This is a genomic window from Halioxenophilus sp. WMMB6 (assembly GCF_033283405.1).
Taxonomy (GTDB): domain Bacteria; phylum Pseudomonadota; class Gammaproteobacteria; order Pseudomonadales; family Cellvibrionaceae; genus Halioxenophilus.
This window is the reverse complement of record NZ_JAWMQR010000003.1, coordinates 623,512-641,990: the sequence shown is the minus strand read 5'-3', so window position 1 is coordinate 641,990 and position 18,479 is coordinate 623,512. Positions and strand designations below refer to the sequence as shown.

Annotated in this window: 13 protein-coding genes; 5 read left to right on the top strand and 8 right to left on the bottom strand. The window is 55.3% G+C overall.

Features of this window, described 5'->3' with window-relative positions; genetic code table 11:
• Nucleotides 1–5 precede the first annotated feature (5 nt).
• Complete coding sequence (gene bioC / locus SBL51_RS11735; protein ID WP_317931123.1) at nucleotides 6–1,631, top strand: malonyl-ACP O-methyltransferase BioC; 1,626 nt, start codon at nucleotides 6–8, stop codon at nucleotides 1,629–1,631.
• Between the two features lie 32 nt (nucleotides 1,632–1,663).
• Complete coding sequence (gene bioD, locus SBL51_RS11730; protein ID WP_317931121.1) at nucleotides 1,664–2,359, top strand: dethiobiotin synthase; 696 nt, start codon at nucleotides 1,664–1,666, stop codon at nucleotides 2,357–2,359.
• Here bioD and SBL51_RS11725 read toward each other — a convergent pair.
• Entirely contained in the window at nucleotides 2,356–3,210 is an 855-nt protein-coding gene (locus SBL51_RS11725; RefSeq protein ID WP_317931120.1) for a MaoC family dehydratase, read from the bottom strand. The two genes, bioD and SBL51_RS11725, sit on opposite strands and share 4 nt — an antisense overlap.
• 685 nt (nucleotides 3,211–3,895) lie before the next feature.
• Here SBL51_RS11725 and SBL51_RS11720 point away from each other — a divergent pair.
• Both SBL51_RS11720 and ggpS read left to right on the top strand, forming a co-directional pair.
• Nucleotides 3,896–5,311 (top strand): MFS transporter, encoded by a 1,416-nt coding sequence (locus SBL51_RS11720; RefSeq protein ID WP_317931119.1) that lies wholly within the window; start codon nucleotides 3,896–3,898, stop codon nucleotides 5,309–5,311.
• Nucleotides 5,312–5,375: 64 nt separating this feature from the next.
• Nucleotides 5,376–7,607, top strand: coding sequence for a glucosylglycerol-phosphate synthase (gene ggpS / locus SBL51_RS11715; RefSeq protein WP_317931118.1), 2,232 nt, complete (start codon nucleotides 5,376–5,378; stop codon nucleotides 7,605–7,607).
• 129 nt (nucleotides 7,608–7,736) lie between these two features.
• Here the strand turns inward: ggpS and SBL51_RS11710 are convergent, their stop codons facing one another.
• Nucleotides 7,737–8,294: a hypothetical protein gene (locus tag SBL51_RS11710; RefSeq protein ID WP_317931117.1), complete on the bottom strand. Its 558-nt coding sequence runs from the start codon at nucleotides 8,292–8,294 to the stop codon at nucleotides 7,737–7,739.
• A 797-nt stretch (nucleotides 8,295–9,091) separates the two neighbouring features.
• Between SBL51_RS11710 and SBL51_RS11705 the strand changes: the two genes are divergently transcribed.
• On the top strand, nucleotides 9,092–9,964 hold the full coding sequence (locus SBL51_RS11705; RefSeq protein WP_317931116.1) for an AraC family transcriptional regulator: 873 nt from the start codon (nucleotides 9,092–9,094) through the stop codon (nucleotides 9,962–9,964).
• A 37-nt stretch (nucleotides 9,965–10,001) separates the two neighbouring features.
• Here the strand turns inward: SBL51_RS11705 and SBL51_RS11700 are convergent, their stop codons facing one another.
• The 6 genes from SBL51_RS11700 to SBL51_RS11675 form a co-directional block, all read right to left on the bottom strand.
• On the bottom strand, nucleotides 10,002–10,862 hold the full coding sequence (locus SBL51_RS11700; protein WP_317931115.1) for a TauD/TfdA family dioxygenase: 861 nt from the start codon (nucleotides 10,860–10,862) through the stop codon (nucleotides 10,002–10,004).
• Between the two features lie 5 nt (nucleotides 10,863–10,867).
• Nucleotides 10,868–11,335 (bottom strand): hypothetical protein, encoded by a 468-nt coding sequence (locus SBL51_RS11695; RefSeq protein ID WP_317931114.1) that lies wholly within the window; start codon nucleotides 11,333–11,335, stop codon nucleotides 10,868–10,870.
• 78 nt (nucleotides 11,336–11,413) lie between these two features.
• Nucleotides 11,414–12,793: an aromatic ring-hydroxylating dioxygenase subunit alpha gene (locus tag SBL51_RS11690; RefSeq protein ID WP_317931113.1), complete on the bottom strand. Its 1,380-nt coding sequence runs from the start codon at nucleotides 12,791–12,793 to the stop codon at nucleotides 11,414–11,416.
• A gap of 300 nt (nucleotides 12,794–13,093) precedes the next feature.
• Nucleotides 13,094–15,496: a TonB-dependent receptor gene (locus tag SBL51_RS11685; RefSeq protein ID WP_317931112.1), complete on the bottom strand. Its 2,403-nt coding sequence runs from the start codon at nucleotides 15,494–15,496 to the stop codon at nucleotides 13,094–13,096.
• Between the two features lie 554 nt (nucleotides 15,497–16,050).
• Nucleotides 16,051–17,697: a SulP family inorganic anion transporter gene (locus tag SBL51_RS11680; RefSeq protein WP_317931111.1), complete on the bottom strand. Its 1,647-nt coding sequence runs from the start codon at nucleotides 17,695–17,697 to the stop codon at nucleotides 16,051–16,053.
• 9 nt (nucleotides 17,698–17,706) lie between these two features.
• Complete coding sequence (locus SBL51_RS11675) at nucleotides 17,707–18,357, bottom strand: carbonic anhydrase (protein WP_317931110.1); 651 nt, start codon at nucleotides 18,355–18,357, stop codon at nucleotides 17,707–17,709.
• Nucleotides 18,358–18,479 lie beyond the last annotated feature (122 nt).

Below are 18,479 nucleotides of genomic sequence, written 5' to 3'. Positions count from 1 at the left end.
CTATCATGACTCGTGCCGCCGTGACCAACACAACCTCTGTCAGCCCAATTTCTGCCAGAAAAGCCGCCCCCGCCAGCTTGGTGCGGGCGGGCTTCTATCCGGCCCGCGGGCAGCGCCTGCTGGCGGAGCCCCTGGTGCTGCTGCACGGTTGGGGCTGTGACTCACGTATCTGGGGCCGGTTTGCCAGCGCTCTTAATCAACAGTTCGACCTGCACCTGATCGACCTGCCCGGCTTTGGCGAAAATGGAGCCCTGCCCGCCAATCTCGAAAGCCTGTTGCCGCTGCTACCCAAGCGCGGCTACTACCTGGGTTGGAGCCTGGGCGGCATGGTCGCCACCGAGCTGGCGGTAACGGAGCCGGAGCGTGTGTTGGGGTTGATCACCCTGGCCGCCAATGGCCGCTTTGTGGCAACCGAGGCCTGGCCGGCGGCCATGGCACCGGCCACCTTTAATGTGTTTTATGAGGGCTTGGCGCAGTCGCTGCCCGGCACGCTGAAACGCTTCGCCCTGCTCTGTGGCGCTGGCTTAGAGAAGGCGGATCTCACCTGGCTGCGCCAGGCCTACCTGGCCGGTGCCGAGGAGTTGAGTGGCGACAGTTACCGCAGTGGCCTGGATTGGCTGGCCCAGTGCGACAATCAACAAGCCCTGACTCAGCTCACCCAGCCCTCTCTGCATCTGTTGGGTGACAGCGACACGTTGGTACCCGCCGCCGCGGCGCCAGCCTTAATTGAGCGGCTGGCACAGGCGCCGGTGCCGGGTGTAGTGCGTCTGCTGGCCGCTGGCCACACCCTCTTTTTACAGGCCGAGGCCGCCGTGCTCTCGGCAATTTGCGAATGGTTGGCAGAGCAGCAGCCCCTGCGCGACAAGAGCCAGGTGGCGCGCTCCTTCAGTCGTGCGGCCAGCTCCTACGACAGTGTTGCCGGCCTGCAGCGACGGGTGGGCGAGCAACTGCTCAGCCACTACCGCTATGCCTGGCAAACCAATCCAGAGATCCTGCTCGATCTCGGCTCCGGCACCGGCTACTTCAGCCAGTTGTTGGCCGAGCGCCTGCCAGAGACCTTGGTGGTCTCCGCCGATATCGCCCTCGGAATGCTCAACCATGCCCGTGTGCGTGGGTTTGGCCACTGCTTTAGTGCCGCCGATGCCGAGCAGCTGCCGTTTGCCACTGGCAGTGTCGGTGGCATCTTCTCCAGCCTGGCGATTCAGTGGTGTGAGTGCCCGAGTAGCGTGCTGGCCGAGCTGCACCGAGTGCTGCGGCCGGGTGGGGTGGCGCTGGTGGCAACCTTGGGCGAGGGCACTATGGTGGAACTGGCCTCTGCCTGGCAGCAGGTGGACAGCTACCGTCACGTTAACGAATTTACCCCGGCGGCGGTGCTGACCACCCTGGCCGGCCAGTTGGGTTTTCGCCGGGTAACCCGGCAGAGTGAGTGCATCACCGAGTATTTTCCCGATCTGAAATCCCTCTCCCATGCGCTGAAGGCGCTGGGGGCGCATAACGTCAACCAGGGGCAGGCGGCGGGCTTGAATGGCCGTGCCAAACTGAAGGCGCTGACCGCAGCTTACGAAAGCCTGCGGGTTAGCGCCGGTTTGCCCCTCTCCTATCAAGTGGAATACCTCTGCCTGGAGCGTTAACCGCGCCCGTGCAGTAATAGTGGAAGTGAAACGTGGCCAGTTCGCGCAAAAAATTCTTTGTCACCGGTACCGACACCGAAGTCGGTAAAACCTTTATCAGTTGTGCTCTGTTGACCAAGGCTCGCCAGCAGGGGCTCACCACCGGCGCGTTAAAGCCCCTGGCGGCCGGCTGTGAAGAGATCGACGGCCAGTGGCAGAACGACGACGCCAGGGCGCTACAGGCGGCCATGACCCTGTCGTTGCCCTATCAAACCGTAAACCCCATCGCCCTGAAAGCCGCTATCGCCCCCCACATTGCCGCCGCCCAGGAGGGCAAGCGGTTGCAGGTGGCGAGGCTGGAGGGGTTTGTGAAGGGGGCGCTGACCACCCCGGCCGACCTCTGGCTGGTGGAGGGGGCGGGTGGCTGGTTGGTGCCGTTAAACCCGGCGGAGACGTTGGCGGACTTGGCCAAGAGCCTGGAACTGCCGGTGATTATGGTGGTGGCTATGCGTTTGGGGTGTATCAATCATGCCCTGCTCACCGCCCAGGCGATCAAACTGAGTGGGCTGCCCCTGGCGGGCTGGGTGGCCAACTGCGTAGGCCCGCAGAGCAGTGTTCTGGCGGAGAATATCGGCACCCTGCGGGCATTATTGCCGGCGCCGCTGCTGGGTGTGGTGCCACGCTGCGACAGTGTTGAGGCAGCGGCGGAGCATCTATCCCTGGAGCCGCTGCTGGCCAGCACCGACTAGTCATAAAAGCTGGCAAAACCTTGGTTTAATACCAAGCAGCCGCGCTCTACCACCTCGGCGTTGAACTGAATGCCGTTGGCGCTGTGCCAGCAGTGGAGGCGTAGTGTTTCGCCGGGGTAGACCGGGGCGCTGAAGCGCAGACTGAACTGCTGCAGGCGGTCGCCGTTGCCATCGCCAAAGTGGTTCACCAGGGCCCGGGCAGCGTAGCCATAGCTGCACAGGCCGTGCAGCAGGGGGCGCTCAAAGCCCACCTGTTGTGCCGCCCGGGGGCTGGCGTGCAGAGGGTTGCGGTCGCCCGAGAGGCGGTAGATCAACGCCGCGTTGCTGGCGGTGGTCACGCTGATAATCTCATCCGCTACCCGCTCGGGCATAGGCACCACGGCCGGTGGTTGGTAGCTGGTGCTGCCGCAGCCGCCATCGCCGCGCAGAAAATAGGTGGCCTTTACCGTAGCGGTCAGCTCATCGGTGGCGGTGTTGAATAGCCGGTTCTGCTGGTAGACCAGCGCGCCACGCTCTTCACCCTTATCCACAACCCCCAGAATCTGATACTCCCCGCGATAGCGCTCGCCCACCTGCAGGGGCCGGTGTTGCTCAATGGCCTGCTCGGCATGCAGCGTGTTTTGCCAGTCGATGGCAAAGGGCGGCTCGGCGATCCACATATGGGGGTGGGCGATGACCACCGCTTGGGTGGGAAAGACCCGCAGTCCCTCCTCATAGACATAGGCCAACTCTGTGTGTGCATCGGGGTTGCCGCCAAAGCCGACACCCAGGGCGTAGAGAATCGCCTCATCGGCGGTAAGGGTGTGTAAAAGCGCGGCAAATGGATGATTGATAACGGCGTTGAGGTTCATCGTTTGTTTACGGTTCCAGCTACAGAGGTGGAGCAAAACCATAGCACAGTGCGGGCTAAAGCCGAGCCTAAGCGCAGAAAAAACAGCAGCACAGAGGTAGACGCTCGGCAGTAGTAGAACAGTAGTCAAACAGAAGCTTAAGCTAACCGTGTCGACCGGGTGAACCCGGCCGCGGTTTTAATTACGGGCTAAATTTGTTAAGGTGGGCAGGTCTTTGTGTCACGCAAGTTAAATATCTGCACGCTGAGGGCGGCAATTTAGCCGATTATTTTAGTGGTTAAATTAATTGTTGTGATCGGTGTCGCTGCGCTTAACGAGGTGGTTACGCCAAGACTGATATTCTCTATTGCCAACTGCGTGTTGGTCTCTTATTTTTGGTGTTGAAATTTCTTTTCAATACGACAAATGCGATTCGCGCAAGCGCCCGGCTTGCACATCACAGTTTGGGATAAATGGTTTCGTTTTCTAAATCTGCGCAGCAATATTTGTGTGATTTATGCAGAGCTATCTGGCTGTGCGAAGTCTGTTTGTTGTAGCTATTTTTCGGTAATGGCCACGCCTTCCGTTTGAATGCCACCCAAACAATAAAATCAATCGAAATGGTCAAGCAGGTTTATCTGTTTATTATGGGCCCGATTGCTCTTCGTTTAATAACCGGTGGAGTAAAACTGAAGTCCTTGAGGTTATGGTTCCGTTAATAATTCCTATCGGAGCGCTGTTGTTGGGGGTGGCATTACTGCTGTTGGGCGTAGGGCTGCTCAACACCATTGTCGCGCTGCGCAGTAGTATGGAAGGTTACAGTGAAGCCACGCTCGGCGTCATTATGTCGAGCTATTTTGTCGGCTTCTTTATTGGCACCTACCTGGCCCTGCCGTTAATTCGACGAGTTGGGCATATTCGCGCCTTCGCCTGTTGTGCATCGGTGGTTTCCGTTTGTGTGCTGCTGCATCAAATTATTATCGATGCCTACGCCTGGATGTTGATACGCGTAGTGACCGGTATCTCGTTAGTGATTCTCTACACCATTATTGAAAGCTGGCTAAACGGACAGACGCCGGCCGAACAGCGCGGCAAAGTGTTCGCTCTGTACATGACGGTTAATTTAGGGGCGATGGCAGTTGCCCAACAATTTTTACTGTTCGACCCCAACATCACTTTCCTGCTGTTTGCGCTCACCAGTGTGTTGGTGAGCCTGAGCTTGGTGCCGGTCACCTGGACCAAAATGCAACAGCCAGTGGTGAGCGAGGTTAAGCGCTTGCGCATTGCCCAATTAATGACGGCGGCACCGGTGGCAGTGGTGGCCGCGGTCGTCTCCGGATTAATGATGGGCGCTTTTTGGGGGTTGGCTGCTGCCTATGCCGCCAAAATAGGCATGAGCAATAGCCAGGTGGCCTATTTTGTTGCCTGCGCCATCGTGGGTGGTGCCGTGTTGCAGTTTCCACTGGGACGGCTTTCAGACCGTCAGGACCGGCGCCTGGTGTTAATGTTGATCAGCGCTGTGGCCACCGGGCTCAGTTTGCTATTGGCCCTGATGGGCAATGCCGGTTGGTTGCTCTTTTTAGTGGTGGCCGGCTACGGCGGTATGGCGTTTGCGGTCTACCCGGTGGCAGTGGCGCATCTGGTGGATCACCTGGCGCCGGAGGATATGCTCTCCGGTGGCAGCCGCGTACTGCTGCTGCACGGCGTGGGCGCCATGCTGGGGCCATTGCTGGCGGGGCAGTTAATGCAGTGGCTGGGGGCCAGCACCCTGGCGCTCTTCTGGTCGCTGGGTCACGCGGCGTTGGCGCTGTTTGCCTGGTGGCACCTGCACACCGGCAGCGCGGAAAATCCAGACGAGCACACCGCCGACTTTGTGCCAATGGTGCGCACCACGCCCACGGCCCTGGAGATGTTGCCTGCGGATGAACAGAGCGAACTGTTTGAGGGCCATGCCCCGGTGTGGGGTAGCGAGATAGAGGCCGATGAAAATGGGCCGACGACTGAGCCCACCGTTAGTGACGCCTCCATCAATGAAGCCCTCGTTGGTGAAACAGAGGCGTCGACTATCGACGAACAACAAAACACGGTTGCAAATAGCGACCAAAACCCCAATAAACCTTAATTTATCGCTGCTATTCAATTACTTTTTTGGAGAAAAATAGTTGCACTACTCATAGGAGGACTCAATGTTACTCGCAACCGACCTGGATGGAACCTTCCTCGCGGGAGATCCAACCAAGCGTCACCAGCTTTACCAGTTAATATCCTTACACCCTGAGATCGATTTAGCTTTTGTTACCGGACGCGGCCTCGAATCTGTCATGCCGCTGTTATCAGATCCCACCATTCCCAATCCCGATTTTATTATCTGCGATGTTGGCGCCACCGTAGTCGATGGCAAAACACTGTTACCCATTCAACCCCTGCAGTCAGAAATCGACCGCCACTGGCCAGGCGAACATCACATTGAATCGATCATGGCCGATTTTCCCAAATTAATTCGCCAGGATGTGCCCCAGGAGCGACGTTGCTCTTTCTTCTGTGAGGCCGACGCGGTTACCGAAGAGATCTATCAACTGGCGGAAGAGTTGAATTGTGATCTGCTTTACTCCTCTGGCCGTTATCTCGACTTTTTGCCAAAAGGTGTTAATAAAGGCAGCAGCCTGCAGGCGTTGGTGGAGTTTTTAGAGCTGAACAACGATGAGGTGCTGGTCGCTGGCGATACCCTCAATGACCTGGCGATGTATCAGTATCAATATCCCGGTGTCTGTGTGGGTAAATCTGAGGCTGGGTTACTGAAGGCCACCAGTGGCTCCGATAATGTCTATCACGCCGAAGCGTCTGGTTGTGGTGGTATTATCGAAGCCATTAGCCACTTTAATCTGCTCTCTAAAAAAAGCATGAATGCCCAACTGCAGGATAGCTATGAGCCGGGAAAATCCGACCTGGTGATTGTCTATCATCGTCTGCCGTTTGAAGAGTATGAAGATAATGGCGTGGTGAAGCAGCGTTCGCCGAAATCACCAAACGGTATTATTCCAACACTGCTCAGCTTTTTTGGTGATGGCAAAAAAGGTTCCTGGATCGCCTGGACCACGTTTGATGACAGCTACCAGGGCTTTGCGGCGGAGACGGCAGTCGATAAAAAGGCCTATCCCAATTTGGTCGCGTCGAAAATTACTCTCAGTCAGGAAGACGTCGACATTTTTTATAAGAAGTTTTCCAAAGAGGCATTCTGGCCCACCTTGCACACCTTTTGGGAGCAGGCCACCTTTCGTGAAGATCACTGGCAGGTTTTTTTAAAAGTTAATCGCCGTTTTGCTGAGCAGGCGGCGCGCGATGCGGCCGAGAACGCTGTGGTGTGGGTACACGATTACAACTTATGGATGGTGCCGGCCTTTTTGCGGGAGATGCGGCCGGATGTCACCATCGCCTTTTTTCACCACACCTACTTCCCCTCGGCTGATGTCTTTAATGTTTTGCCTTGGCGCCGCGATATTGTCGGTAGTCTGTTGCAGTGTGATTTTATCGGCTTCCATATTCCACGGCAGTCGGAAAACTTCCTTGATGTTGCCTTAGGGGTAACCCCTATCACGGTGCTGGAGAAGGTCAGCTGTGCACCGCGTTTCCTTACCTACGGTTGTGCGGTGGGCGTCGATGAGATGACCACCCGCATTGAGGTTAGTGGCCGCGAGATTCGCCTGGGCGCGCTGCCTGTTGGTCTGGATGTAAAGCGGGTGGAGAACGCCATTGCCAAGCCCAAATTCCAAAAGAAAGTGGAGCGGCTTAAAAATGATCTCAGTGGCCATCGTGTGCTTTTGTCGGTTGAACGACTGGATTACACCAAGGGCATCTTGCCCAAGCTGGAAGCCTACGAGCTTCTGCTGGCGCAGCATCCGGAATTGGTCGGTGAAATCACGCTGATTACCATCTGTGTGCCGGCGGCGAAAGAGATGACCATCTATCAAGATCTGCAGACGCAAATCGAACAGACGGTTGGCCGAATTAATGGTCGCTTTGCCAAGGTGGGCTGGACGCCGGTACAGTTTTTCTTCCGCGCTATTCCCTTTGAAGAGTTGGTCGCCTACTACTCGGTGGCCGATATTATGTGGATCACACCGCTGCGCGACGGGCTGAATCTGGTGGCCAAGGAGTTTATTGCCACCCAGGGGATGACCGATGGTGATGGTATTTTAGTGTTGTCGGAATTTGCCGGCGCTGCCGCCGAGTTGCGCGGTGCGGTGCTGACCAATCCGCACGATCCACACGATCTGGTCAACACCTGCTTTCAGGCGTTGTGCATGGACGAACAGGAGGCGGCCGCGCGCTTGCGGGAGGCGTTTGATGTTGTACAGCACAACGATATCAATGCCTGGGGTAAGGAGTTTTTGGATACCATTGAGGCGATTAACTCATAAACCCGGTGTGACGATATAAGCCACGCTGGGTGGTAGCGCCAAGGTGCACTTCGCCATTCTGTTCGCTTCCCTGCAAATGCTCATGCCGCCGATAATTGGCGGTATGAGCTTTTTGCTTTGCCGATGCAATTATTGATCAATAATACCCAGCGGCAGGGTTAGCCGATTGCCTTTCTCATCGGTGGGGTAGTCGATCGCCCGGTAGGCCTCCAGGGCTTCATCGGCGGTGCTGAATTCACATTTGCCCACCCGTTTAAAAAGTGCATTGGCGAAGCCGATGGTGTCGCCAAATTTTCCGTCCTCCCGCCACTCATGCCAATGGCCAGCGCCGATATTTTCCCGGGAGGCGCTGACCACCTGCCACTGCATGCCATCGTGGCCGATATCCTCGGCATAGTCGCCGTGCATAAAGATTTGGTCGCCCTCCTGGGTGGCGATACCGTTCCAGTCCGGAAAGGTATCGGATACCCAGTAGTACATCTGCTGGGTGCCAACAATGCCCAGGTTGTAAAAACATAAGCCTTGCGTCGCCAATTGTGAGTGGCTGGGGGAGCTGTCGAGATAGGCAGTAACCAGCCAGCGATTACCACTGCTGGTGAGGTCGGGGGTGTGGGGTGGCGCAGCTTGTGTGCCGGCGGCGAAGGCGAGTGTTGCGCTGGATAAGAGTAGTGCGATATTTCTGTTCATGAGCTTGCTCCTTAAGTTTTTGTCCGGCCGATCTACTGATCGGTAAACCCAGGTTAAGCATGAACGGCCTGGCTAAAATAGCGCTAATCCGGTCGAGTCCATTTCAGACAAATTGTATAAATTTATTTTGTTAATTGGTTAGCAGTCCCTGTGTGAAGACGAAATTATTGAAAAGTGGAATTTTTATTGCGAAAAATGGATAGATAAAATATCGGTGCAAAATCTGATATTTATTATTTGTATTTAGTCTTAGTGAACCGGCGTTGAAATAATTAGTACCAGTTTGGACAGTTTTCTGATCTGCATTCTCATTCCGAAGGCACCGTGCATAACCAGCCGGGTGGCAGCGGTGGGTGGGATGCTTATCGCTCGAGCTGCACTTCTTATGATTGGCTGTTGGATTCTATTAAGCGCTACCCTTGGTGCTAAGCCTCTGTATTGCACGCCGTTAAATACTAAAAATACGTTACTGCCACTGCCCGGTTAAAGTGATCGACGCTCAATTGTAGCCGATACCCGTTCATTTCCTGTTGTGTTCGTTTTCTCTCTTCTGTGGCAACTTTTATGGCAAAGCTTTTCAGACGGTAATTGCGTGGTAGTTATCAACAGACGTTATCAACAGACGTTATTGTCTGGTGGTTAGCAGTAAGGGTTATCCAGACGAATATCACTTGCCTCTTGAATTCGTCGGCCGGGGCACCTACATTCCTGTAAGAAATCAATCCGCTGCCGGCTGTTGTGGCCTTTAAGGCAGTGGTTAACCAGTTTGGCGTGTATGGTGTTAGTAGAATCCCACTATGGAACAGACCACCGAAAAGTGTATTGTGCTACCCAATGTGACGGTAGAGCTGGCGACGATCAATTGGGAGGGGGTGGAGGATACCCCCGGTTATGAAGGCTATGTACTGTCGCAACGTCTGTCGGATAACCATGCACCACTGCGGATTGGTAATGTCACTATTCCCGAGGTGATGCCGAGGGTTCGCAGTGTAGGTCTGCTACCCCCTGGCCACCCGCTGCGGCTCTTTCCTGTCGAAAGCCCATTAAAAGTAATCTACTGTTTCTTTGATATCGATTTTTTTGAGTCCACCACCGGTGTCTCGCACGAGATTTGGGAGGCTCACACCGCCGCTCTGGTGCTGATGCGCAATCAGCGTCTGGAAGTGCTGATGCAGGAGATCCATTCGGAGCTGGAGCAGCCGGGCTTCGGTTCTGAATTATTAATTGAATCGGTGACTAATATCATGCTGGTGGAGCTGGCCCGCTATATTCGCGAGCTGCAGTTCAAGGATGAAAAAAAGCGCGATGGTATGGCGCTGGCACCCTGGCAACTGCGCCGCATTCAGGAGCGCATTCAGGCCTCGGCTGAACTGGGTTACCCGGGCCTGGCGGAGTTGGCTGAGCTGTGCAACATCAGCCAGGGCCACCTGGCCCGCTCGTTTAAAGCCTCCACCGGTTGGCAGATTCACAAATACATCGCCGAAGAACGGTTGAATGATGCCAAGCGTCTGCTGGCACAAGCGCCGTTAAGCTGTGAGGAGATTGCCGTGCAGCTGGGCTTTAAAAGTGCCGCCTATTTTTCCACCGCCTTCCGCCGGATGACCGGCAAATCCCCCACCGAATTTCGTCGCAGTTTGGAGACGGGCGGCGCAGGTGACAGTGCCGGTTAACCTGCGCGGCTCTATTTTCGCTACCCCTTTTCTGTGCTTATTGAAACGGCTCTTCACCCTCTAATTTAGTGCGGTGCATTAAGCGGCCGCTGCTCGGGTCGTAGGGAGTGGCCCGGTGCATGGTGCCGGTGTTGTCCCACATCACCATATCACCCGCCTGCCACTGGTGGCTGTAAAAGAAGGGCTCACTGGTGGCCCATTCGCGCAAGCCATGCAATATCTTCGCGCTCTCTTCGGCATCGACATCCAACACCGCCTGGGCGCTATTGCCGAGTACCAGTGATTTGCGACCGGAACGGTGGCGCCACACCAGCGGTAACTCCTTACTGCCCAGTGCCATCCACTCCTCCAGTTTGGCCAGGGTTGGCTCTGGATTGTGATAGAGCTGGGAGCCCCAAAACGCGTGTTTGACCCGCAAGCCATCAATGGCCCATTGCCGATCAGCAGAGAGGGCCTCATAGGCGGCGTAGGTGTTGCAAAACTCTGTATTGCCACCAGTGGCTGGCAGTACCTTGGCGCTGAGGATGGAGGCGAGTATGGGCGTTTCCGACATGGTGCCATCAATGTGCCAGTAAAAGGCCCCTTTTAAATAGTCGGCGCGGGCGTTCTCGTTCGTATCCAGGGTTACCTTATAGATCTCATCGCCAAAGATCTCCCGGGAAAAGTTACCCAGGGTTTTGGTGAAGTCGATCTGCTCCTGGTCGGTGAGGTGTACGCCGGGAAATACCAGCACGCCGCGCGCCTCCAGCAAGCCACGCAGGGCCGAGGTATATTCGCCAGTCAGCAGCGCCGATTTATCGGCATGGATAATACTGCCGATGTTGGGTTTTATATCGGCAACCTGAAAGTCCGATTCACCTTCGCCCGCCATGTCGACCTCCGTGGATTGCTCTTCCATGATGCTTAGATAACCCCTTCGTAATTGCTCAACATGCCTGGGTCGGGGAGCTCCATTTGCAGATAGACATCCACGTGCTGCACTTTGCCATTAGCGTTAAATTCATAGACGGAGAAGGAGTTGACGCTGCTGCTGAAGCCGCCCATAACACTGCGCTCTTCCAGCTCCAAAAAGACTGTGTTGCCCACTTCGGTGATGCGTTTGAAAGAGCACTCCCACTCTGAGCCCATGGCCCAGCCCGTTAAAAAGGCGACGTAACCGCTCCAGTCCATCTCCTCTTTAAAGTTGCCAATGCGTTGGAAATCTTTGGTTTCAATAAGCTCAGCCAGTGGTGCCCAGCTCTCTTCAGAAAAGCCTGGTTGTTTGGCCTGGTCGACCAGGGCTTTCATCAACTGGCAGTAGACCAGTACCTGATGGGACTTCCCGGAATATTGGTTGATAACATCGTCGACGTTTTGCAAGGGTAAAGGCATGATTGATACTCCAGCCGCTTGGTTGCGGGCTTTTTATGATAGATACGGTCGTTATTCGGCAATTGATAATTTATTGGGTTAGCTGTTCGTTTGGCCCGCCATAAACTGGTCGACCACGGAGTGGAAGTGGGCAACACACACCTCCTCCTGGGCCAGGGTCAGTTTTTTCAGCAGTGAGTTGCGCAAGCCTTTTTGTTGGCGCGGCATCTGCTCGTAATCCTGTTGCAGGGCGAGGAAGTAGGGGTAGCTGCCTGGCTCTTCCACCTCCACCAACTCCGCGCGGAAGGCTTCGGCACCGGGCGGCAACCACATGTAACTGGTGACATGCCAAATGCAACGGTTGGGGTCCCCATCGGGGTGTGGTGTTGGCAGAATAATGTGGCACTCGCCGGCGCGCACGGTCATGAAAAAGTTGGGGAAGAGCAGATAGCCGTGGTTGTCGCTCATCTGGTCGTCGGTTAAACCGCTCACATCCAAACCACTGGCGGTGAGGGTTGCCCGGGTGGCTTGCTGTAACAGCGAGCGACCCGAGACCCCTTCGGGAAATTGATGGCTGCCATCGGCTTGCTGGTAGGGGGTGATCAACTGTTCAAACGCGGGCAGAATTGCCGCTACACCGGGGAAGGTGCCGGGCAGGGCGCGAATAGCCGCGATCTCCTGGTCGGCGCCAAAGCTGGTGTCGTTCGCGTGTTTAACATCAAAAGGGGCGACCGCCAGGTTGTGGTATTTGGGGAAATTGTAACGGGTGCGGAATGGGTCGATGACAATTACCTGCAGCAGCTCCGGGTGCACGCCATCAATGTGGTAACCCTCCTGAAAAGCATCGACCACCACCTTCCAGTTGCACTCCAGTGATTCGCGCACATCCATCACCGGTGAAAGCTTGTCGAGGTTATAAGGCTTTAGAAAGCTGACCACATCTTCGCCCAGGTAGTCGGCCAGGGGTTCGGCATTGGGGTCGGGGTTTAAAAAGATAAAGCCGCCCATGCTGTCGACCGAAATCTGCACCAGACCGTGTTCGCTTTTATCGATAGGACCAACCAAATCCGGGCGGCCAACACCAACCAAATTTCCTTCCAGATTAAAAGACCACAAATGGTAAGGGCAGGTGAAGCGGGCGTTGTTGCCCTTTTTTTCGGTGCACAAAACATTGCCACGGTGGGTACAGGCATTCACAAAACCGCGTATCTTGCCGTCGCTGCCGCGCGCCAACAGGAAGGATTGATCGTAAATACGATACTCTTTCCAGTCGCCGGCGTTGGGGATCTCATCCTCCCGGCCGGCGGCTTGCCAGGTTTTCATCCAGATCATCTCCCGCTCGCGCTCGGCGTACTCTTTGGAGGTGTAGCGATCGGTGGAAACGGATAAGTTGCTGCGGTTAAAACCGGTTTCCTGCATGCCCACGCTTTTTTCACGGCGCAGGTTGTCAATGTAATTTTCGTTACTGGCTGATTGCATGAGGTGGTTCCTCGTTATTGTTCTGTAATTATTTATTAGCGGTTTTGTTTAAATTTATTTTTTGGCTGGCTATTTTTAAGCTGAATTTTACTTTATGGTCGCTGGTGGCTGCCGTAAACCAGGCTTTGGCTATTGGCGGCTTTAAATATCAATAAATCGAAAGTCGGTACTAAAAGTTAAAGTAGCCATTTTCCGTTTCTGGCGAAGGGACGATGGTAAGATTTAACGGTAAAAAAAGAGGCTTCGCCGGCACAACTGCTGATGCCGGGGAAGCCAGTCGCCTATCACCATTGAACAAATCTAAAAGTCATACTTAACCCGGGCGCCAACCATTCTGGGCTCGCCGGTTACCCGGAAATCCATCCCCAGAGAGGGCGTATCATAGAAGCCGGTAACATTCACCGGGTACTCCTGGTCGGTCAGGTTGGTACCAAATAACAACAGGTTAAAGTTGGAGCCGGCAATGTTGTTCCAGCTGATATTGGCATTCACCAAACGCCGGGCCGGCAGCAGGCCATAGGTGCCTTCTGTGGCCAGTTGTTCATCCACGTAGCTGTAGTTCAGACCGATGCTGGCAAAGCCCAGGCTACTGGGTAGCGGCAGCTGCCAATTGAGTGTGCTCGACAGTGTGTGCCGTGGCGAAAAGGTGAGGTGACTACCTTCGGCGGAGGTGGCAATAATGGTGTCGAAGGGGCTGTCGGCGGAGATGGCCGGCAGATCGAGACTATCCAACTTGGCATCGAGGTAACTGTAGGAGATATTCAGCGCAAGTGGTTCCAGCAGTTTAAAGCTCGATTCCAGTTCAAGCCCCTGAATAATTGATGAACCTGCATTGACAATACCGGTGGTAATGGAAGCGGTGTTGGTGGAGCTGGAGAAGCCCACCTGTATCTGTTGATCGGTAAGTTCGTTGTAGAACAGCGCCAGGTTGATGAAGCCGGGCACCGGGCCTGCAAAACTCCATTTGCTACCCAACTCGTAGGCGTCGACTTTTTCCGGGTCGTAACTCTGTACCCCTTCGGCACCAAACGGGCTGATGGAGCCCTGGCGGTAGCCCCGCGAGTATTTGCCGTAGAGCATTAAATCCTGAGTCGGCAGATAATCCAAACCAATTAACCAAGTGGGTGCGTCGCTGTCGCTCTCCAGGTGTTGGTAGCAGTCGGGGGTTTGTGCGGTGGAGATAACACAGGTTTGATTGGTGGCCGGGCCAAAGGTATTGTTAGGAAAACCGGTGTAGGTGATCTGCGCGTTGGTGCCTTCGGTTTTATCTTTGGTGTAGCGCAAGCCCAAGGTCGCACGCAGTCGGTCATTGATTTGATAAGTGCCTTCGCCGTAGGCGGCCACGTTGGTGTATTCGATACGGGCGAGACTGGCTTGGGCAAAGCCCTGGCCAAACAGATCCAAACAGGCAAAATCTGAAGCTTCTGCGCCCAATTGATTGCAGGTCATAAAGGTGTTGGACAGGAGCGCGGACCAGCCATCCGGGCGGCTGTTCTCATAGTAGAGACCGGCCTGCCAGGTGAGTTGGGAGTCCATCGCTTCTCCCGAAAATTGCAGCTCCTCAACCATCGTGGTTTGGCTGTTACTGGGCAGGCCGGGTACCAGGTTGGACGGGAAGAAACTGATTATTAAATTAGCGAATTCAAAGTCGGTACCGAAGTTGGAGTTTTGTGTGGCCTGTTCCAAGTCGGCGTAGGAGAGAATATTTTTTACGGTGAAGTTATCGCTGGCACTCCAGGTGGTGGTGTTAATCACCTGCCACTGTTTTAGACGGGAAAATGGGTTCTCGGTCTCATTGGCAACCGCGTAGTAGTCGTTGCCCTGGCTATTGAGCGTGGGTTGGCAGAAGAACGACAGTGCGGAGTTGGGGTTGCAAACAAACAACCCCTGCAGGGTGCTGTTGTTTTTGGAGTTGCTGTACTGGGCGATGGTGTAGTTTTCCAGGTTGTCGGAAAGATCCATCACCAGGCTGGCACGGGCTGCGGTGTAATTAATATCGGACAGGTGGTCGGGGCCGATATCGGTGACGTTATTGATATAACCCTCCCGCTCCATATCGTCGACACCGAGGCGCGCGCGAATATTATCGCTGATCGGTACATTCACTACCGCCTGCACTCGGCGCAGATCGTAATTGCCGCCAGAGACATCGGCATAGCCCTCAAATTCATCGGTCGGTTTAACCGGTACTATTTGAATGGCTCCACCGGTGGTGTTGCGGCCAAACAGGGTGCCCTGTGGCCCTTTTAAAACCTGGACGTTTTGCAGGTCAAAAAAGGCACCGGGGCCGGCGCCATCGCCGGCGGTAATCACGGCGCCGCCGCGGGGGGCGACGACATCGGCAAAGTAGACACCCACCGAGGCGGTGGTACGAAATTCCTGATTAAAACCGCGAATGGCAAACGAAGCCTGGTCGCTACCAAAACGGGTATTAACGTTCAGTGATGGGGTGTATTTCACCAGGTCGGCAGCGCTGATTACGTTGCGTTGATCGAGGGTATCCTGATTAAAAACCGTGACCGAAATAGGAACATCCTGAATGTCCTCCTCTTTACGGCGGGCGGTGACAATAATCTCTTCCAGGTTGATTGCGGATTGTGCTTCTGCTGAAGCCATCCAGCCGGCGCTAAGGGTTGTGGTTGGCAAATACAGGGCGCAGTGCATCAGCGCATTAATTACTTTCTTATTGTGACGTCTCATCATTAGCCTCTTTTATTATTATATTTGCCCGCTGCTGCAGGTTAGCGGTATTGCATAAGACTCTTATGCTCCGGCAAAACACCGTAACCAGCGAGGCGAATCGAAACCGTAAGTCTTGGGCTCTGTTAAGTAAAGCAAGGCCCTGGGCTTTGCCCAAACTAGTGCGGGGAAATCGAAGGTAGATCAGGAAAACGAAAGTAGGCTTGGAGCCATGCCTTGGGAGCAGATTTACACTAAGGTCTACTCGGTAGGCACTGTTAATACGCTTCGGTGCTGGGGGAGGCCTATGGCTCTCGGCATCATGGTTTTTCCACTTGTCATCTGGTGAAGCCGGTACTTACGAAAAATTTACTATTTATGCCGAGTAAAAAGGTGCAGGATTAAGCGGCCAAGTACTGCAAAATAAGAGGCAGCTGAGAAAGCAGCAGTCACTCAAAAGGAAGCCATAAAAGCAGATCAACAGGCTGGCCTGGCAAGCATGGTGTTGGACTGTTTAGCTTTGGCCGGATAAAAAAAGGGCCACCGATGTGGCCCGAATTGAGGGATTAATCAGCAAATTAAGTTTGCGCCAGCGTGTGCGGGGTATTGGCTGTGGGCGGGTCCTGTTGCTGTACCAGATAGACCGCTCTTTGCAACGCCTCCAGCAGTTTGCTATAGCTTGGAATCACCTTGAAATTGGCGTTGATGTTGTTGAGCACGCGGCCAACCTCTTCATTAATGCCACACACGATAAGTTCTCTACCCGCAGCGTTGGCATCTTTGGTTACCGTCTCCACCGCCATCGCCGCTGACACGTCCATGACCGGCACCCGGCTGAAATCGAGAATCAGCACCCGAGAGCCAGGCTTCACTTTTTCCCGCACATGGTGGCCTACATCGGCGGCGGCACCAAAGCTGAGTGGTCCGCCAAAGCTGAAAATGCTGATCTTGCCGCTGCCCTGGCGTAGCAATTCATCTTCTTCCGGGTCTGCCAAGGATTCCGGTAGTTTTTTCAGCTCCTCGATTTGCAGTTGCGCCACCTGGCGAACATAGGCCAGTGCCGCAAGCACCACGCCCACACCCACGGCGGTGATCAGGTCGACAAAGACGGTCAAAGCCAGCACCAGCAACATGAGGGCAAAATCCCAACGGGGGCCGGTGTGGGCGCGTTTGAGGTAGCTCCAGTCGATAATGTCGAGCCCCACTTTCACCAAAATACCGGCCAAAACCGCGTGGGGGATATTTTCCGCCAGGGGGCCGAGTCCCAAAACCACCGCCAGCAGTACCAGCGAATGGGTCATGCCCGAGAGACGGTTTTTACCGCCGCTGCGAATATTGACCACTGTGCGCATGGTGGCGCCAGCGCCGGCGATGCCGCCGATAAATCCGGCGATGGTGTTGCCAATACCCTGGCCGATCAGCTCCTGATTACTGTTGTGGCGGGTGCGAGTCATGTTGTCGGCCACCAGCGACGTTAACAGGCTGTCGATGGCGCCAAGTACCGCCAGGATAAACGCGGCCTCCAGTACCAGCAGCAGATGGCTCTGCTCATAAACCGGCAGATGCAGGCTGGGCAGGCCGGTGGGGATCTCTCCCAACACCGGCACCGGCACCAGAAACAGACTGGCCAAGGTGCCGATAATCAACGCCGCCAGGGGGCCTGGAATAAATCTGGCCAATAGCGGCGGCCACTGATAGGCAATCAGCAGGGTGACCGCGCCCAGGGCCAGGCTGGCGAAGTTGATATCGGCCAGGGCGGTGGGCAGGTAGCCGAGGGCGCCCAAGGTGCCTCCAGGCGGTTCGTGGCCGAGCAGGCGGCCCAGCTGCAAAATAATAATGATGGCGCCGATACCGGTCATAAAACCCGAGATCACCGGGTAGGGGACCAGGCGAATGTACTGGCCCACGCCCAGCAGGCCAAACACAATTTGGATAAGCCCAGCCGCGATCACGGCGGTGAAAATCAGCGTGGCGTCGCCCGATAAGCTGGCAAAGAGCCCCGCCAAGACCACCACCATCGGCCCGGTGGGGCCGGAAATCTGCGATGGGGTGCCACCGAACAGGGCGGCAAAAAAGCCGACCGCGATGGCGCCATAGAGGCCGGCCATGGGGCCGAGGCCCGAGGCGACGCCCAAGGCTAACGCCAGTGGCAGGGCGACGATACCGGCGGTAAGACCACCGGTGATATCGCCGCGCAGGTTGGAGAGATTCAGTTTCAAATTCATGCAAGGCTCCTAGGACTGGCCAGCAATGGCAGTGAGCTCGGCATAGGCCTGCTGCAGTGGGGTGAAGCCACCCTGCAGCTCGTCGTAGCAGAGGATTTCGCCGCTTTCGATGTGATAAACCCAGGCGTGCAGGTTGAGCTGGCCGGTGGCCAGTTTGGCGGCGACAGTCGGGTGGGTGCGCAGGTGTTGCAGCTGCAACAGCACATTCTCCTGGGTAACTTCGGCCAGATGTTCGTGACCAATCTCGCCGTGGCGCTCTTTAACGACCGCCGTCGCCGCCCGGCAGTGTCCCAGCCACTCTTTGACGTGGGGCATGTTGGTGAGCGCTTCCGGCTGCATGGCTCCCTTCATGGCACCGCAGTCGGTGTGGCCGCAGACGACGATATCGGTTACACCCAGGGCCGCCACCGCATATTCGATGGAGGCGGTCGTACCGCCGGTTTGATGGCTGTGGGGTGGCACCACATTGCCGGCATTGCGACAGATAAACAGTTCACCGGGTTCAGTCTGAGTCAGCAGGTTGGGGTCAATGCGTGAGTCGGCACAGGTGATGAATAGAACCTCGGGGTTTTGACCGTTGGCCAGCTTCTTAAAAGTGTTTTGTTTGCGGGGGAAAACCTCGCTTTGAAATTTGGCGACACCGTTGATCACGTGCAGCATGGGTAGGCCTCCTTAGAGCCAAATACAAAATCCAGTGACTATTTAGCGAACGCATCCAGTGTTATCTGATAGATATATAGGAATAAATATTATCTCGTGATAACTTTATTCTATCAGTGACT

Bases quoted from the DNA above. Each gene is read 5' to 3' on its own strand.
- SBL51_RS11675 (WP_317931110.1), bottom strand. From the start codon at position 18,357: ATGCTGCACGTGATCAACGGTGTCGCCAAATTTCAAAGCGAGGTTTTC.
- SBL51_RS11680 (WP_317931111.1), bottom strand. From the start codon at position 17,697: ATGAATTTGAAACTGAATCTCTCCAACCTGCGCGGCGATATCACCGGT.
- ggpS (WP_317931118.1), top strand. From the start codon at position 5,376: ATGTTACTCGCAACCGACCTGGATGGAACCTTCCTCGCGGGAGATCCA.
- SBL51_RS11720 (WP_317931119.1), top strand. From the start codon at position 3,896: ATGGTTCCGTTAATAATTCCTATCGGAGCGCTGTTGTTGGGGGTGGCA.
- SBL51_RS11695 (WP_317931114.1), bottom strand. From the start codon at position 11,335: ATGCCTTTACCCTTGCAAAACGTCGACGATGTTATCAACCAATATTCC.
- bioC (WP_317931123.1), top strand. From the start codon at position 6: ATGACTCGTGCCGCCGTGACCAACACAACCTCTGTCAGCCCAATTTCT.
- SBL51_RS11705 (WP_317931116.1), top strand. From the start codon at position 9,092: ATGGAACAGACCACCGAAAAGTGTATTGTGCTACCCAATGTGACGGTA.
- SBL51_RS11725 (WP_317931120.1), bottom strand. From the start codon at position 3,210: ATGAACCTCAACGCCGTTATCAATCATCCATTTGCCGCGCTTTTACAC.
- SBL51_RS11700 (WP_317931115.1), bottom strand. From the start codon at position 10,862: ATGGAAGAGCAATCCACGGAGGTCGACATGGCGGGCGAAGGTGAATCG.
- SBL51_RS11710 (WP_317931117.1), bottom strand. From the start codon at position 8,294: ATGAACAGAAATATCGCACTACTCTTATCCAGCGCAACACTCGCCTTC.
- SBL51_RS11690 (WP_317931113.1), bottom strand. From the start codon at position 12,793: ATGCAATCAGCCAGTAACGAAAATTACATTGACAACCTGCGCCGTGAA.
- SBL51_RS11685 (WP_317931112.1), bottom strand. From the start codon at position 15,496: ATGATGAGACGTCACAATAAGAAAGTAATTAATGCGCTGATGCACTGC.